Origin of the sequence: Exiguobacterium sp. s181, from assembly GCF_018617125.1 — a bacterium.
In the GTDB taxonomy this organism is placed as follows: Bacteria; Bacillota; Bacilli; order Exiguobacteriales; family Exiguobacteriaceae; genus Exiguobacterium; species Exiguobacterium profundum.
In genome coordinates this window covers 358,542-373,463 of record NZ_JACSJM010000002.1, presented here as the reverse complement: position 1 = coordinate 373,463, position 14,922 = coordinate 358,542, and the positions used below count along the sequence as shown (strand labels likewise).

18 protein-coding genes are annotated in these 14,922 nt (G+C 46.7%); 6 read left to right on the top strand and 12 right to left on the bottom strand.

All coding sequences use genetic code 11. From position 1 onward, the window contains the following. Positions 1-121 precede the first annotated feature (121 nt). Positions 122-853 carry a hypothetical protein gene (locus tag KNO70_RS08265; RefSeq protein ID WP_078146615.1) on the top strand — a complete coding sequence of 244 codons (732 nt, stop codon included), beginning with the start codon at positions 122-124 and terminating at the stop codon, positions 851-853. Positions 854-1,125: 272 nt separating this feature from the next. Next, positions 1,126-1,413, top strand: coding sequence for a hypothetical protein (locus KNO70_RS08260; protein WP_015881237.1), 288 nt, complete (start codon positions 1,126-1,128; stop codon positions 1,411-1,413). A gap of 60 nt (positions 1,414-1,473) precedes the next feature. Here the strand turns inward: KNO70_RS08260 and KNO70_RS08255 are convergent, their stop codons facing one another. Genes KNO70_RS08255 through KNO70_RS08240 form a run of 4 tightly spaced genes read right to left on the bottom strand, consistent with a single transcriptional unit; the run spans position 1,474 to position 3,344 of the window. After that, positions 1,474-1,686, bottom strand: coding sequence for a hypothetical protein (locus KNO70_RS08255; RefSeq protein ID WP_214687874.1), 213 nt, complete (start codon positions 1,684-1,686; stop codon positions 1,474-1,476). Further along, a complete protein-coding gene (locus KNO70_RS08250; protein WP_015881235.1) occupies positions 1,679-2,215 on the bottom strand; it encodes a hypothetical protein in 537 nt (178 codons plus the stop codon). The genes KNO70_RS08255 and KNO70_RS08250 overlap by 8 nt, the downstream gene beginning before the upstream one ends. Continuing rightward, on the bottom strand, positions 2,212-2,799 hold the full coding sequence (locus KNO70_RS08245) for a phosphatase PAP2 family protein (RefSeq protein WP_078146612.1): 588 nt from the start codon (positions 2,797-2,799) through the stop codon (positions 2,212-2,214). The genes KNO70_RS08250 and KNO70_RS08245 overlap by 4 nt, the downstream gene beginning before the upstream one ends. Beyond that, positions 2,799-3,344: a phosphatidylglycerophosphatase A family protein gene (locus KNO70_RS08240; protein WP_015881233.1), complete on the bottom strand. Its 546-nt coding sequence runs from the start codon at positions 3,342-3,344 to the stop codon at positions 2,799-2,801. Before KNO70_RS08240 ends, KNO70_RS08245 begins: the two co-directional genes overlap by 1 nt. Before the next feature lie 175 nt (positions 3,345-3,519). On the opposite strand from KNO70_RS08240, the gene KNO70_RS08235 reads away from it, so the two are divergent. Then, positions 3,520-4,029 (top strand): YjcG family protein, encoded by a 510-nt coding sequence (locus tag KNO70_RS08235; protein WP_214812134.1) that lies wholly within the window; start codon positions 3,520-3,522, stop codon positions 4,027-4,029. Between the two features lie 2 nt (positions 4,030-4,031). Here KNO70_RS08235 and KNO70_RS08230 read toward each other — a convergent pair whose 3' ends face one another. After that, positions 4,032-4,220: a hypothetical protein gene (locus tag KNO70_RS08230; RefSeq protein WP_015881231.1), complete on the bottom strand. Its 189-nt coding sequence runs from the start codon at positions 4,218-4,220 to the stop codon at positions 4,032-4,034. A gap of 83 nt (positions 4,221-4,303) precedes the next feature. After that, a complete protein-coding gene (fabI, locus tag KNO70_RS08225) occupies positions 4,304-5,077 on the bottom strand; it encodes an enoyl-ACP reductase FabI (RefSeq protein WP_214812131.1) in 774 nt (257 codons plus the stop codon). 149 nt (positions 5,078-5,226) lie between these two features. Here fabI and KNO70_RS08220 point away from each other — a divergent pair, with 149 nt between their 5' ends. Further along, complete coding sequence (locus tag KNO70_RS08220; RefSeq protein ID WP_078146611.1) at positions 5,227-6,393, top strand: FtsW/RodA/SpoVE family cell cycle protein; 1,167 nt, start codon at positions 5,227-5,229, stop codon at positions 6,391-6,393. 35 nt (positions 6,394-6,428) lie between these two features. On the opposite strand, the gene KNO70_RS08215 is transcribed toward KNO70_RS08220, so the two are convergent. From KNO70_RS08215 to yjbM, 3 genes are read right to left on the bottom strand one after another with little or no spacing between them, the layout of a single operon-like run. Next, on the bottom strand, positions 6,429-7,292 hold the full coding sequence (locus KNO70_RS08215; protein ID WP_214812128.1) for an RluA family pseudouridine synthase: 864 nt from the start codon (positions 7,290-7,292) through the stop codon (positions 6,429-6,431). A 3-nt stretch (positions 7,293-7,295) separates the two neighbouring features. Then, on the bottom strand, positions 7,296-8,093 hold the full coding sequence (locus KNO70_RS08210; RefSeq protein WP_015881227.1) for an NAD kinase: 798 nt from the start codon (positions 8,091-8,093) through the stop codon (positions 7,296-7,298). 12 nt (positions 8,094-8,105) lie between these two features. Continuing rightward, a complete protein-coding gene (yjbM, locus tag KNO70_RS08205; RefSeq protein ID WP_015881226.1) occupies positions 8,106-8,750 on the bottom strand; it encodes a GTP diphosphokinase in 645 nt (214 codons plus the stop codon). Between the two features lie 109 nt (positions 8,751-8,859). On the opposite strand from yjbM, the gene KNO70_RS08200 reads away from it, so the two are divergent. Both KNO70_RS08200 and KNO70_RS08195 read left to right on the top strand, forming a co-directional pair. Beyond that, complete coding sequence (locus tag KNO70_RS08200; RefSeq protein WP_214812125.1) at positions 8,860-9,441, top strand: CYTH domain-containing protein; 582 nt, start codon at positions 8,860-8,862, stop codon at positions 9,439-9,441. A gap of 86 nt (positions 9,442-9,527) precedes the next feature. Beyond that, on the top strand, positions 9,528-10,301 hold the full coding sequence (locus tag KNO70_RS08195; protein WP_214757159.1) for a DsbA family protein: 774 nt from the start codon (positions 9,528-9,530) through the stop codon (positions 10,299-10,301). 204 nt (positions 10,302-10,505) lie between these two features. On the opposite strand, the gene pepF is transcribed toward KNO70_RS08195, so the two are convergent. From pepF to cls, 3 genes are read right to left on the bottom strand one after another with little or no spacing between them, the layout of a single operon-like run. Next, entirely contained in the window at positions 10,506-12,308 is a 1,803-nt protein-coding gene (gene pepF / locus KNO70_RS08190) for an oligoendopeptidase F (RefSeq protein WP_214812122.1), read from the bottom strand. Then, positions 12,289-13,386, bottom strand: coding sequence for a competence protein CoiA (locus tag KNO70_RS08185; RefSeq protein WP_214730892.1), 1,098 nt, complete (start codon positions 13,384-13,386; stop codon positions 12,289-12,291). The genes pepF and KNO70_RS08185 overlap by 20 nt, the downstream gene beginning before the upstream one ends. Before the next feature lie 12 nt (positions 13,387-13,398). Next, on the bottom strand, positions 13,399-14,910 hold the full coding sequence (gene cls / locus KNO70_RS08180) for a cardiolipin synthase (protein ID WP_015881221.1): 1,512 nt from the start codon (positions 14,908-14,910) through the stop codon (positions 13,399-13,401). Between the last annotated feature and the right edge of the window lie 12 nt (positions 14,911-14,922).

Below are 14,922 nucleotides of genomic sequence, written 5' to 3'. Positions count from 1 at the left end.
TCAATTATACTTCTATTTTCCCAAATGTATCGAACTCAACCCTCTCGTACCGTCTCAAGATGGCAGAAAACACGTGTTTTTGCTACTATAATCGTAGTATGTCAAACTGAGGGGATACCATATGTCAAAACAACTCTTTTATTTGAAGCAAGACCGGGACGTCCAACGCTTCACACTGCATGGTGTGACGTTGGCGGATGTAACAGAAGCGCTTTCCGTGACGAGACCGATGATTATTTGTCGAACGGACATCAAAGGGATGAGACAATCCTCGAGGTCGCGTTTCCGTTATATTGAAGCGCACGAACTATCTTCGTTCTCGTCTAAGTATTTGAATAACCAAACAACGTTTACGGCGATCGATTTTCCGGACTACAATACGCTCGAAACTCTGTCCGATCATGAAATTGCAGAAATCTTGTTTTTAAGTCATATGGAACGCGGAATCAAGAAGCCGTTCTTGGATTCGCTCGATAATGAGATTGTGTTCTTCAATGAAGCAAACGATCGACATAGCAGTCTTTATATTCGCGATTGGTCGACAATCAATCATTTCGTCCAAAACATGTTGCAAAGTAAACTCGATCGTGACATTCGTAACATCAGTTTTGTTCCGATTCCACTTCCCGTCATCGATGAATTACTCGATTTGGCACCTCAAGGTCTGATCATCGATTTCGATCATACGAAACGCAGTTTGTTCAATCGACAAATCGTCATCTCATTCTATGTAGCGGGCCGTTATGAAGACATGTCTGTTCTTGAAGAAGACTTCGATGCGAAGAAAGAATCCATCGCCTTAAAAGGGCAATTGTTGTACCGTCGTCGTACATGGCAGATTGAACGATTATAAGGTCATACATGTAATGAATAGTTGTGAACCTCTGGAAATGAGGTTCTTTTTTGTTATTTTCAGACCGATTGTTTCAACCTTATGCCTATACTGGACAGGGTTGAACGCTATTCTTAAAAATTGATAACAAATTGTCTTAATTTTTTGTTAAATTAACACTTTTCTTTTTCGAACGAGGCGTTATACTAGGAATAACCTTCTGGAGGAATGGAAGGCAATATAGAGAAAGCGAGGTGAAAATCTATTCATCACGCGATGGATAGATACACGAAATGGAACAACTGAAAGTACAAGGAGTCTCATCGTTCACCAAGTTTGCGACGAATGGAAAAATGCTGAAACTTAAAGATGCTCACGCAGGGGAACAACGCATTTCACTACAGGATGCGACGGATATTCAAGTCTCTCTGCTCGACGAAGACCATTCGCGCTTCACTATATTTGGTCACGCTCACCCTCTTGTGGAGCTGACCCTTCCTCACAACTCTTGTGAAGTCCTCTATGCTTGGTTACTACACAAGATGAAACGACAAAAAATCAAACTCGCTTCAAACGCTTAAACAAAACAAGGTCTGCTCTCCATGTGGGAGGCAGACCTTGTTGTTTTGACTGAAGTCATTTCATTCCTTCGTTTCTTCCAATGATGAATTCGCCGTGACCGGGTTTCTGCGATAAATCGTCACGCCACCATGCTTGGCCTCTCCTACTACTTGAAAGAGCCAGCCTTTCTCAATCAAAATGGTTCGAACGGATAAAAAATCTTCGCGTGGCACGTTCACTTCATCCACTTGTTCGTCCAATAATTGTTGAAATGTCATTTCCCAATCAGTCATGTTGATTCTCCTTACGTAAGTCTTCATCATGCATCCATTCAAATAGACGACGTCCTGATTCTAAGCGATCCGTCTTGTCTAACAATGTTGCCGGGACGATCCGCGTCGCATCAATCGACTCATCACCGGCAAAAGCGACAGGTTCATTCGTCATCTGTTCAATATATTGAAGTGCAAACAATAAAATCGATTTTTCTGTATCCAATCCACTTTCCCGTAGCACAACATCAAACGACTCATCTCGTTTATTGTCCACTAGTAACGTCCGTCCCCCGTCGAGGAGAGCCAATGATGGCACAGCATCGACATGAAATACTTCATATGCGCGATAGGTCTGCTCATCACACAGTAAAAGGGGAACAAAACGACGTCGGCTCGTCCATTTCTTTAACTGAAACAAAATTTTCATCGAGGTGAACCACGTCGCCCCATCTCGATCTTTTTCCACTAAAATTGTGGGAACTGATGCTTCATCCGCTTCTTTTTTTTGAACGAATAACCATTTTTCTACATCTACCACGACGATCAAATCGTTTTCCTCCTTATGATCCATTCAGACAATGCAATCATCGTCAACGCAACGAGCCAACCGCCGAGCACGTCACTGAAGTAATGAACGTTCAAGATGACACGGCTGAGCGAAACCGCGAGGACGAGGCACAAGAGAATGAAGATGACGACTTTCGACTGTTTCTTTCGATACAGTACATAAGCTGTCAATCCATATAGGGCCAGCGACCCTGAGGCGTGTCCACTCGGAAAACTGTATGTCGTTGCATCGAGGGATGCATCAATGAGCGGTCGATCGATTCCGTAGACGAGCTTTAGCACCTGGGTAAACAGAAGTGTCCCGATTCCGACGAGCGCTAGTCGCCACGCTTCGATACGGTCCCCGCGCCAATACCAAAACAACAACCCTAATATGGAGAGCCCCACAATGACCTGTGCACTCCCGAGTTCTGTCACGTAGGCAAACACTCGATCCGGTAACGGTTGTAACCATTCATATACGAATGTGTTCATTGGATCGACCGCCCCTAAAACGACAAACACCGACACGATCACATAAGCGACCGTCCCTGTGATGACCACCATTTGCGGTGTCCACTTCATCAATACAACCCTTTTCTTTCACGCATCTCTTCTTCTCCGAAATCGACCATATCTCGCAATCGGTGCGCTAATCGTCCTGAAGCGTTGGCAGCGATGGCACCGACGAGATCGTCCATGAACGTATGCACTTGCCCATCATCCATCTTCGTGTCGAGTTGTTTGATGATACCGATTTTTGCCTTGTCTAAGTATCCGAAAGTCGTAACGGCAATCGAACCATATGTGTTGACGGCACCGATCGCAATCGTCTCGTCCACTCCAAATAAACCTTCGTCTGAGGCGATAATCGACAGAAGCGGTTCAGATAATTGGCCTTTTTCAGCCAACATGTCGAGCTCTGAACCAACAAGAATCGCATGTTGTAGTTCACGTTTGTCAAGAACCGCCTCGACAGAATCCATACAATCTTTTAAAGAAAGATGCGGCGAGTAAGGTGCCTGCATCTGGTATACGATTTCAGCAATCGATTCAATCGTGACCCCGCGTTCGAGCAAACGAGCACGAGCCGCTTCTCGGACGTCACGTGAGTGTGGTACGTGTTTCATAATAGGCGCAGGATCGAAATCCCGCTTCACATCCCTTCGTTCAGAGAGTCATCGTCTCTCTATATGATATAACCATTATACTGAAAAATTGAAAAAAGACGAACCCTGCTTTGACTTCCCACATTAAATCGGTCATCATTAACATGTAGGTTAAACGATCAAAGGGGGAAGAGGAATGAAGATTGGGGTAGTCTTATTTCCGTCTAAACAAGTGCAAGATTTTGCGAACTCTTATCGAAAACGCTATGACACAAAATACGCGTTGATTTCACCTCACGTGACCATTAAAGAACGGACAGAGGTGTCAGAAGAAGACTTACCGAAAGTACTCGAGTACTTGCAACAAGTTGCGGATTCGACTAAACCGATTCAGTTAAAAGTCGATGGCGTTCGGTCTTTCGCACCAACGAACAATGTCTTGTATTTAAAAGTGTTGCCGACACGTGAACTGTCTGCTCTGCAACAGCGACTTCACGAAGACGTGCTCAGCCAAGCACCGAAATATGAATTCTTGCCGCACATCACGATTGGTCAAGATTTGACCGATGCAGAGCTGTTCGACGTCCTCGAACGTATGCGTATGGAGCAGGTTCATTTCGAAGAGACGATCACTCGGATGGCCGTCATGTATGAACTCGAAAATGAAACATGGAACGTCCATGAGACGTTCCGTTTCCGAGGCTAACCTTATATGCTCCGGTCGACATAGCGACCGGGGTTTTTTTCTTGCTCTTCTTCAAGCCATTCTTCACGTCGAGGTCGGATTCGTTGGACACGCTTGATTCGTGTCACCGGTTCGATGCTCGCTCGACCTGATGGCTGGACTTGTCGGTTGACGTATTGCACGACAGTAAAATCAATCTGATAAGGACCCATGATCTGACCTCCTTCATAGGTCCTTACCCTATTTATTCACGAGGTAATACAAAAATGGCGCATCACTGCGCCATTCCCCAAACTTATAAAATATGGTATCCGCTATCTACGTGAATAACTTCGCCGGTCACGCCGCTTCCCATTCCCGAGAGGAGGAAGAGACCTGTCGAAGCCACTTCTTCTGCCGAAACGTTTCGACGTAACGGCGCCTTCTGTTCAAGTTCAGAAAGGATACTGTTGAAATCGCCGACCCCTTTGGCTGACAATGTACGAATCGGACCAGCTGAAATGGCGTTGACACGCACACCGTGGGGACCGTATTCGTTCGCCAAATACTTGACGCTCGAATCAAGGGCCGCTTTAGCGACACCCATCAAGTTGTAGTTCGGAACGACACGCTCGCCGCCGAGGTACGTGAGTGTGATCACCGAGGCGTCTTGTGCGAAGTAAGGCTTCGCCGCTTTCACAACTGCCGTCAAACTATATGCTGAGATGTCTAACGCCTGTGCGAACTGACCACGTGTCATTTCTGAGAACTCACCGCGCAATGCTTCTTTGTCAGCAAATGCGATCGAATGCGCAATTCCTTGAATCTCGCCCGCTTGTTCGTGAATCGAACGGAATGTTGAATCAATCGCTTCGTCATTCGTCACATCACACTCAAGTAGGATCGCTTCTTGCTTCAACTCACTTGCGAGTGACTCGAGACCCGATTTGAATCGTTCTGCCGCATACGTTAACACGAGCTTCGCCCCTGCCTCATCAAGCGTTTTGGCAATGGCCCATGCAATCGAGCGCTTGTTGGCAATCCCCATGACGACGTACGTTTTATTCGTTAATGTTGGAAAAATTGGCATCATAAACTCCCCTTTTTAGTACCTGGTGATAATATCTGTTCTCAGATTACAGAAAGGTTTCTGTTTTGTCAACCGACTCGTTACGTATTGCGATTTTTTTAAGTTGCGGTAAGATAAAATACGTATAGAAAGGGTGATTCGACTCCATTATGAACCGTATACAATCATATTTTAAAAGTTTAGATACGACACTGTTGACCATCGTCTTCCTATTGATGATCATCAGTCTCGGTGCAATCTATACCGCTCAACCGATGTTGCCAACGCGACTTCAACATATCAACTTCGCTCTTGAACAAGGCATTCGTTATGTCATCGGCTTTTTTGCGATGTTCGCGATCATGACGATCGAATATGAGCAACTCCGGAAAATCCATTGGTACTTATACGCATTCGGCCTACTTCTGCTCGTCGGTCTGATTCCGCTTCGTGACACGTCGCTCGTGCCGAACATCAATGGGGCATATGGATGGTATAACGTGCCTGGCTTCAGTTTCCAGCCGGCCGAATTCATGAAGCTCTTTTTATTGATTTCCATGTCGACTATCGTCTATGAGCATAATAAACGTTATGGCTCGTCACAACTCGATATGTGGCTCCTCGTGAAATTGGTATTAGTGGCCATCCCGCCACTCGGTCTGATTGTGACACAACCGGACTTAGGGACCGGGCTCGTCTTGATGACGATGCTCGGCGCCATCATCATCGTCTCGGGAATCGGTTGGAAGTGGCTTCTCGGTCTCTTCAGCGCCGCGGCTTTGACCATCGGCACGTTCATGTATCTGTTCTTTGCCCATTTCGAAGTCTTGCAAGCGTTCGTACCTGGACACGCGCTCAACCGCTTCCAGGCCTGGATATATCCATACGAATATTCAGATGACTTGGCATTCCAATTGATCAAATCACTACAGGCGATTGGTTCTGGACAGATGTTCGGGGCGGGATACGGTCAAGGACTCGTCTATTTACCGGAATCTCAAACGGACTTCATATTTGCCGTTATCGCAGAACACTATGGGTTCATCGGCGCAGCTCTCGTGATCATCGTCTTCTTCCTATTCCTCTATCGGATGATTCACATTGCATTAGAGTCTAGTAGCGCGTTCGGAAGTTATATCGTCACCGGCGTCATCGCCATGTTCACGTTCCAGGTGTTCCAAAACATCGGTATGACGATCGGTGTCTTGCCAATCACCGGACTCACCCTTCCGTTCGTCAGTTACGGGGGGACAGGGATCATCATGAACATGATCGCCATCGGTCTCGTCATGAACGTGGCCTCTAAATCAAAAACCTATATGTTTGATGATGATTGACAAAATCCCTCAAGGTCTAACCTTGAGGGATTTCTTTATATAGTTCGAAAATCTTCCGGAATCGGCGCCTCAATCTGAATCGTATCTCCTGTCATCGGGTGAATGAATCGCGCAGACGCGCTGTGAAGGGCGTGACGGGGCATACGAGCCGTCCCCCCATACATGGAGTCCCCAATGAGCGGATGACCGATATGGCGCAAATGCACGCGAATCTGATGGGTCCGTCCCGTCTCGAGTCGAATCGTCAATAACGAGCCGCTCCCAAACGGCTGACATGCGAGGATGTGCGTGATGGCGCGTTGTCCCTCAGTTGTCACGACTCGCTCCATAATCGAGTTCTCGGCACGCCCGATCGGTGCATCAATCGTTTGTGGCGTCACTTCTTTTTCGACCAATGCCTTATACGTACGCATCAATCCATTCGCTTTCTGAAGTTCGCTGAATCGATGATGGATGAATCCGTACTTTGCAAATAAGACGACACCGCTCGTGTCACGATCGAGTCGATTGATCACATGAATCGCAGATGACAGACCGATGCGTTGATAATAGCCAAGTACAGCGTTCGCAAGTGTATCGGTCGGATGTAGTCGTGATGGGATCGTGGCAATCCCTGCCGGTTTATCGACCGCCAACAGCGTATCGTCTTCATACAGAATTCGAATCGGTCTTTCCGAAGCGACCATGTCAAGTGATGGGGATTCGGGCGGGAATCGGACGATCACTTCATCTCCTGGTTCGAGTTCATGCCTTACGGTGCGGTGCATGCCATTCACTTCAATATCGCCTTCATGCTTCACGAGCGTGAGCATCTTTCGAGAAATGCCCATATCTTGCATTAAAAAGTCGCGAAGTGGGATGGCTTTCTCCACAACGCGACGAATCGTAAACCCTTGCATTCGTTACTTTCCTTCCTCGATGAACGATTCGCGAACTCGGCGCCAGAATGGGAAGGGCCGGAAACGAGCGAACGTCACTTTTTCTTTTGCGACCGCGCATCGAATCGAGACGACATCCGACCAGGACAACGCTTCCTGATGGTCAAACGCCAATTCAAATTCGGTTTTCGTGTGCGGCTTGATTTTCACTTGATGGTGTTTTGGTAAGAGAAGCGGTGCGCCGATCGTTCGATACACTAGGTTGTTGATCGAAGCCATCTCGGTCACTTGAATGGCTTCGATCGATGGGTGAACGATCGCTCCACCGAGTGCCTTGTTATAGGCGGTCGAACCCGATGGTGTCGAAATACATAACCCATCTCCACGGAACGTTTCAAAGTAATCGTCTCGAATCGATAAATCACAGACGAGCGTTCGCTTGTAGTTCTTAATCGTACAGTCATTCATCGCCAATCGACGATCGGTCTCTCCGTTCTCATAGTCAATGAGCACTTCAACGAGCGGATAGGAGACTGGCTCGAACGATTCACTCGTGATCATCTCAGTCAGTTCATCCAACTCATCCGGCTGCCAATCGGCATAAAAGCCGAGATGCCCGGTATGAATCCCGACAAGGAGCGTTTCATCGAGTCGATCGATGTATTTATGAAACGCCTGTAACATCGTCCCGTCCCCTCCGACCGATACTACGATTCGGGGCTCTTCCGATAATGTATGTCCGGCGGCTTGAAGTTTTTCAGTCAGTTCCTGGGCGATTTCCGCTGATCGCGTATCTCCCCTCGATACAATCGCAAACTGCATATCGGTTTCCCCCTAGTCTTCATCCGTTTTCACGTTCATCTCTTTATCCCGAAACACTTGCTGGGCATCCTGAATTTCAACGCGGAGTTGGCTCATCTCGGCATCGAGTAAAAAGGCCGCCTCGGCTGCGCGTCTCAATCGTTCCTGCACTTCAAGAGGCATGTCGCCATCATATTTATAATTCAATGAATGCTCGATCGTGGCCCAGAAATTCATCGCAAGCGTGCGGATTTGCACTTCCACGAGCGTCGGGATTTCACCGTGAATCGTTTGGACCGGGTACTCGATGATGACATGGTACGATCGATAACCCGAATCTTTCTGATGGGTAATGTAATTCCGTTCTTCCACTATTTTAAAATCTGTTCGACGATGTAGCAAATCCAAGACGTGAACGATATCATCGACAAATTGGCACATGATTCGTAATCCTGCTATATCTTGCATATCCGTCGCCAATTCATGGTCAGCGATATTCTTTCGTTTCGCTTTCTCAAGAATGCTCCCGACCGGCTTCACTCGACCTGTGACAAATTCAATCGGAGAATGGTCATTTTGGGATTTGAACTGCTTACGAACGGCTTTCAATTTGACTTTCAACTCGTCTACCGCAATTTGATACGGCACTAAAAACTGATCCCAGTTCACTGATTGCATACGCTGTCACCACTTTCGTTCTTTTCCGGAAAAAACGCGTCCTTTCCGTATGTATCCGTTTGTATGGTATCATAAACGAACAATTGTTCATAGAATGGAGCGATGATTCATGACCCAAGAAGTGGAAATTGAATTTAAATCAATGTTGACGAAAGACGAGTATGAGACACTCCTACGTGCCTATCAGCTTGATGACCAGGTTCGTTGGCAAGCGAATGACTATTTCGACACTCCTACCTTTCAGCTAAAAGCGAACGGGGCGGCTCTTCGGATTCGCGAGAAGAAACAAGGTCAAGTGCTGACGTTGAAGCAACCAAACGAGGTCGGATTGCTTGAGACACATGCCACTATTACAGAAGATGAGGCTGAGGATCTGTTTAAGTACGGAATCATCCATGACGAGCAAATGAAGCAGGCACTGGCCCCGTTCCAGCTGAATGCACCGCTCGAACATCTCGGTCGACTCGAGACAAATCGGGCAGAGTTACAGATAGAAGACGGTCTACTCGTTTTGGACGAAAGCCATTATTTGGAGACGAACGACTACGAAATAGAATTTGAAGTGACGAATGAAGAAGAGGGAAAACGTGCGTTCGAAGGACTGCTTGCAAAACACGGTCTCCCCTATCGTCCCGCCAAAAATAAAATCGTCCGATTCATGGAATTAAAAATGAGTCGGTTGGAAGGTTGAGCAGATACATTGCCAACCTTTTTTTTTCGTTGCTACAATGAGTTTACAAAGTTAAATGAGTTTTTTAACGAGAGGAGGCGACACAAATGGAACTTGAACAATGTAATGGGTCATCCTGTTCACTGGAAGAAACTCCTATTCAAGTAACGTATAAGCCATTGGAGTTATTCTATTTCATGGACATCTCAAGTCCAGAGAACTTTCACGTGATGACACTAATCAAAAAGTTAGAGATTGAATACGAACATGTGATTCGTTTTCGAATGGTCTCTACCGTTCCTAGCTGTGTTGGCGGATGTCAGGAAGAAGTTCGCCTTCTCACCATGATCAAAGCGCTGGAATTACAAGGGAAACGTCATGCGATGCGCTTCTTGCGTCATTTGCATGTGAATGATCTATTCTCTGGTGAACAACTTGGTTCAATCGATTTATGGGAAATTGCACGTTCTTTCGAAGAGTATGGCCTTGATTTAAGTGAACTTGAAGCCGATCTTCAATCGAACCAGCTCTTGAATGCATTAGCTGTCGACCATCAAGTGTTGAAAGATTGGGAGATTGAGTCATTGCCCGCACTCACGTTCGTGACGCGCGATGAAGCATTGAAGATTGAAGGGGTATATCCGTACGATGTCTATCAATCGGTCATGACTGAATTGTTAGGTTATGCACCGAGCCGTACGACCGATTGGGATGTAGCCAAAGTGTTGGCACGCTATGATGCTTCGACCATCACAGAGCTATCGTACATTCTAGACATGGAGAAGACAGTGATTGAACGCGAATTGAAGAAGCTCTCCCTGCAACAGCGTTGCCGTCCTGTGCCAGGATGTAGCGGTGAAGCGTGGGCTCAAACGAAATAAAAAAGAACCCCATGGCCGGGGAGCCATGGGGTTTTTGACGTCTCAAGCGGGGACAAGAGACATCGAACCTTGAGGCCCGGGGAAGGCCTACAAGATGGGAGAAAGTTTACGGTCAATAAAGGGGTTTGTGATTGATTTCACACTTATAATATACCTAGAACAGAATCACCTGACAACCTCTTTGTGCACATTGTCACATATTGTTCACGAGAACAATAATGATTCCATTTCATCAAGAACTGCCTCGAACTGATCGAGCGCCTTCAATACCGGCTCCTTCGTTGTCATATCGACACCAGCCGCCTTCAGCACCTCAATCGGATAGTCACTAGAACCCGCCTTCAAGAAGTTATCGATATAACGACGTACGGCTGGCTCCCCTTCTTCCATGATCTGTTGTGACAGTGCAGCAGATGCCGAAATCCCTGTCGCATATTGATAGACGTAGTAGTTGTAATAGAAGTGTGGGATGCGCGCCCACTCATATGAAATCTCTTCATCGATGACAATCTCGTCTCCGAAATAGCGTTTGTTCAACTCGAGGTACGTTTCATTTAAGTACTCCGGAGTGAGCGATACGCCTTCTTGAGCAGCTTGATGAATCATGTGTTCGAATTCAGCGAACATCGTTTGACGGAACAATGTTCCACGGAACGTTTCAAGCTGATTGTTCAGCAAGTAGAGACGCTCCTCTTTCGCTGTTCTCGTTTTCAACAAATGGTCATTCAACAAAGCTTCGTTCGTCGTCGACGCCACTTCTGCAACGAAGATTGAGTAATCGCCATACGGATATGGTTGCGATGTGCGTGTGTAATGACTATGCACAGAGTGTCCGAACTCGTGTGCGAGCGTGAACAAGTTATTGACGTTATCTTGCCAGTTCATGAGGATGAACGGTTGCGTATCGTACGCTCCCGAGGAGTAAGCACCGCTACGCTTACCACGCGTCTCTCGCACATCGACCCAACGCGACTCGAGACCGTCTTTGACAATTTGGACGTACTCTTCTCCGAGTGGTGCCAAACCATCTACCATCCATTGTTTCGCTTCCTCATATGACACTTTCATCTCGACATCTTTGACGAGCGGTGTGTAGAGGTCATACATATGCAACTCATCTAAGCCGAGCGCTCGCTTACGTAACGCGACATAACGATGTAACAAGTCGAGTCGTTCGTTCACTGCTTCTACAAGGCCGTCGTATACAGACTCCGGAATCGCATTATGGTGGAGTGCGGACTGTCTTGCACTTTCAAATTTACGCACAGTCGCATAGAAGTTATCTTTCTTCACACTTCCTGACAATGTCGAGGAGAACGTATTCAAATATTGCGCGTACGTCCCGTACATCGCTTTAAATGCCCCTTCGCGGACGCTTCGGTCAGCCGATTCAAGGAACGTGATATATCGACCGTGCGTCAACTCGACTTCTTCCCCTTTTTCATTTTTCACTTTCGGGAATTTCAAATCCGCGTTGTTGAGCATACCGAACGTCGAGCTCGATTGACCGAGCACATCTCCGGCTTGTGCCAAAATGGCTTCTTCTGCCTCTGTCAATACGTGCGGACGCTCAAGTGCCAACTCATCGAATGCATGACGATAAACGCGAAGTGACTCATTCTGCTCCATGAAGGCTTCAATCTGATTCTCATCAATCGAAAGCAACTCAGGTGTCATAAACGCGAGTTGCGCTGAAACTTGAGAAGCAAGTGAGCCGGCACGATCATTCAATGCTTGATAATGGCTATTCGCCGTATCTTCGTCATAGCGCATATGCGCATATGTATATAGCTTATGTAACTGACGTGAGAGATCGTCCCGAAGTTGCAACGCTTCGTATAACGTCTCCGCCGACTCCCCAAGGCGTCCTTTAAATCCAATCAATTCCGGTACTTTCTCTTTTAACGCTTGAAAATCCGATTCCCAAGCCTCGTCATTGCTGTAGATGGTCTCTAAGTTCCACGTTTCTTCCACTGGAACTTGTTGTCTAGTCAATACCTCTGACATACGTCCACTTCCTTTTCGATGATTTAGTCGATTGTAAGATCAATCGCTGAAGTCCTTGAAACAAACGTGTATCGTGATGTCTGGCCTCCTCGTAATGCTTCGGATGCGGCCATGACCTGACATCACAGGATAGACGACTCGCATTCAAGAGTTGTTTCCATTGTACATGAAATGACTGGGAAAAGTCGCTTGTCGGTGTCACCCCAAATTGTCGACACGTTTTTTGAATACTCCATTCCACGGAATCGTGAGGTGACTCGTAGCGATTCAAATAAAGAACGGTTTGAAAATCAATCGGATGCACACGAATTCCCCAAAGCGATGATAGCGGAAGGTAACAGGCGGTCGGTAATAATGCGGGTAACAGACCAAGTGGATAGAGCCGATTCAATATGAGCCGTCGATTTAACGGAGATGGGTAAAGAGGCGACATCCGTTTACGACGAATCATCTCTGTCCATTCAAAAGCATCGAACCGGTAGTAAGCTTCGTACGGTGACGTGTTCACGGATGATGAGATTTCCCAGCTTCCGATTCCGTACTTAATCGAAATCGGAAATCCATTGAAGCGTAACAATCTCCCATTTCTCACCGTCAACAACCGATGTCTCTGAAACATTTCTAGACGCATCCATGGTTGAAACGATTGATTGCTTCTCAAATCGAGACCGCTCGCAATCCAAATGACATCAAGCCCCGCTCGTCGATAATCAATCGTTCGCTCGGCGTATTCTTCCGGTCGCAAGGGAGATGCCTGAATTTCGAACACGGTGTGCTGCCCGTCCATGTTCGTGAGGATGTCAGCCCGACGATTCTTAATCGTCACTTCTTGCTCGACTGGATACCCTTTCTCTTGAAGCCACTGGCACACCGCCCATTTATCCTGATGGTGCGTGACCGATTCAGCCCTCCCACAGGTGTGGATATGCGCAAAATGTAGCCGTCGCTTCACACCTTGCTTCACAATCAATACTTCCTGACAAGTCGGACATCGAAAAGGAGCAAGTTGCTCTGCTTGCATCCGATTTAATGTAAAGGAATCAATGATATCCCCTTCCCGATCGATTGCAAACCGCATCTTGCTCCCTCCTCATAGCAATGGTGAAAACATTCTGGCTAATGATTCAACGAGTTTGATAAAGAATGACCGTTTCGCGAACTCTTCTAATACGAGTTCGTGAGACCCTTCGAAATCATCATATAAGTCTTGTTTCAGTTGATGGACTGAGTTCGTGTTATAGAGGAGCGCATTGACCTCGAAGTTCAAATGAAAGCTCCGAAAATCCATATTCGCCGTCCCAATCGTGGCTAATCCATCATCCACCACGATGACTTTTGAATGCATGAATCCCTTCTCATATAGATAGATCTTTACCCCGGCGAGTAACAGTTCTTCGTAATAGGACCGACTCGCGTAGAACACGATTTTATGGTCGGGATAACTCGGTAAGACGATGCGGACATCAATTCCTGATAATGATGCCGTCTTTAAGGCACTCATAATGTCCTCATCCGGAATCAAGTAAGGTGACGAAATGTAGACAGATTTCTTCGCAGCATTGATGAGTGAAAAGTAAATGGACTTCATCGTCTCATACGGTTCATCCGGTCCACTCGCAACGATTTGGACACCTCCGCTCGCACTTCTTACCGTTTCAAGCGGCTCTAGATAGAACGGTGTGAACAGGCGTTCCCCGGTCATGTAATACCAATCTTGCAAGAAAATCAATTGTAGTTCAGATACCCCTTCTCCTCTGACATACAGATGGGTGTCGCGCCAAAACCCGAACTTAGAGTGCTCACCCAAGTACTCATCCCCTACATTCAAGCCACCTGTGAATGCCTCCGTACCATCGATGACCACGATTTTCCGATGGTTGCGATAGTTCGTCTTACTTGAAACGAGTGGCAATACAACTGGAAAGAATGCCTGGACTTGGACACCGGCTTGCTTCATCTCTTCAAAGAACGTGCCGCTCGTATGAATGGACCCGACGGCATCATACAAAAATCGGACTTCGACCCCCGCCTTCGCTTTTTCGATCAAGATTCGCTGTATTTCCCGAGAAATACGATCTTCCCGGAAAATATAATACTCTAGATGGATGTGTCGGGACGCTCCTTTCAGAGCCGGCAATAACTTCGAAAATTTTTCACGGCCGTTCGTCAAGATTTGCGTATACGTATTCGATGAGACCGGTAGCTGGTTCAACGAAGAAGTCAAATGCATCAGCTTCTCGTAATCGTCGTGGGCGAACATGAGGGACGGCGATAACGTCATCGCTTTCTGACGATAGGCCAAGTACGTCTCTTCATCAAGCATCGCTTTTTCTTTGAACATTCGTTTACGGCGATAGTTCTGACCGAATACAAAGTATGCGAATAATCCGATGACCGGAAAACCAATCATGACAATTGCCCAAATGAGCGTACGTTGTGGATTTCGATTTTCAAGTAAGATGACGAGCAATATGCTGAACGTTGTCAAAAAGACGAGAATCGAGAACAATCCGATTACTTGTGAGCTCCAGTAATACGATAATATCGCAATGAGTCCTGCGAGCAAAATGAGGGAAAAGAGTACTTGTATGCGTCGCAACATATTATAAGCTGA

Bases quoted from the DNA above. Each gene is read 5' to 3' on its own strand.
- KNO70_RS08265 (WP_078146615.1), top strand. From the start codon at position 122: ATGTCAAAACAACTCTTTTATTTGAAGCAAGACCGGGACGTCCAACGC.
- KNO70_RS08260 (WP_015881237.1), top strand. From the start codon at position 1,126: ATGGAACAACTGAAAGTACAAGGAGTCTCATCGTTCACCAAGTTTGCG.
- KNO70_RS08255 (WP_214687874.1), bottom strand. From the start codon at position 1,686: ATGACTGATTGGGAAATGACATTTCAACAATTATTGGACGAACAAGTG.
- KNO70_RS08245 (WP_078146612.1), bottom strand. From the start codon at position 2,799: ATGAAGTGGACACCGCAAATGGTGGTCATCACAGGGACGGTCGCTTAT.
- KNO70_RS08240 (WP_015881233.1), bottom strand. From the start codon at position 3,344: ATGAAACACGTACCACACTCACGTGACGTCCGAGAAGCGGCTCGTGCT.
- KNO70_RS08235 (WP_214812134.1), top strand. From the start codon at position 3,520: ATGAAGATTGGGGTAGTCTTATTTCCGTCTAAACAAGTGCAAGATTTT.
- KNO70_RS08230 (WP_015881231.1), bottom strand. From the start codon at position 4,220: ATGGGTCCTTATCAGATTGATTTTACTGTCGTGCAATACGTCAACCGA.
- fabI (WP_214812131.1), bottom strand. From the start codon at position 5,077: ATGCCAATTTTTCCAACATTAACGAATAAAACGTACGTCGTCATGGGG.
- KNO70_RS08220 (WP_078146611.1), top strand. From the start codon at position 5,227: ATGAACCGTATACAATCATATTTTAAAAGTTTAGATACGACACTGTTG.
- KNO70_RS08215 (WP_214812128.1), bottom strand. From the start codon at position 7,292: ATGCAAGGGTTTACGATTCGTCGCGTTGTGGAGAAAGCCATCCCACTT.
- KNO70_RS08210 (WP_015881227.1), bottom strand. From the start codon at position 8,093: ATGCAGTTTGCGATTGTATCGAGGGGAGATACGCGATCAGCGGAAATC.
- yjbM (WP_015881226.1), bottom strand. From the start codon at position 8,750: ATGCAATCAGTGAACTGGGATCAGTTTTTAGTGCCGTATCAAATTGCG.
- KNO70_RS08200 (WP_214812125.1), top strand. From the start codon at position 8,860: ATGACCCAAGAAGTGGAAATTGAATTTAAATCAATGTTGACGAAAGAC.
- KNO70_RS08195 (WP_214757159.1), top strand. From the start codon at position 9,528: ATGGAACTTGAACAATGTAATGGGTCATCCTGTTCACTGGAAGAAACT.
- pepF (WP_214812122.1), bottom strand. From the start codon at position 12,308: ATGTCAGAGGTATTGACTAGACAACAAGTTCCAGTGGAAGAAACGTGG.
- KNO70_RS08185 (WP_214730892.1), bottom strand. From the start codon at position 13,386: ATGCGGTTTGCAATCGATCGGGAAGGGGATATCATTGATTCCTTTACA.
- cls (WP_015881221.1), bottom strand. From the start codon at position 14,910: ATGTTGCGACGCATACAAGTACTCTTTTCCCTCATTTTGCTCGCAGGA.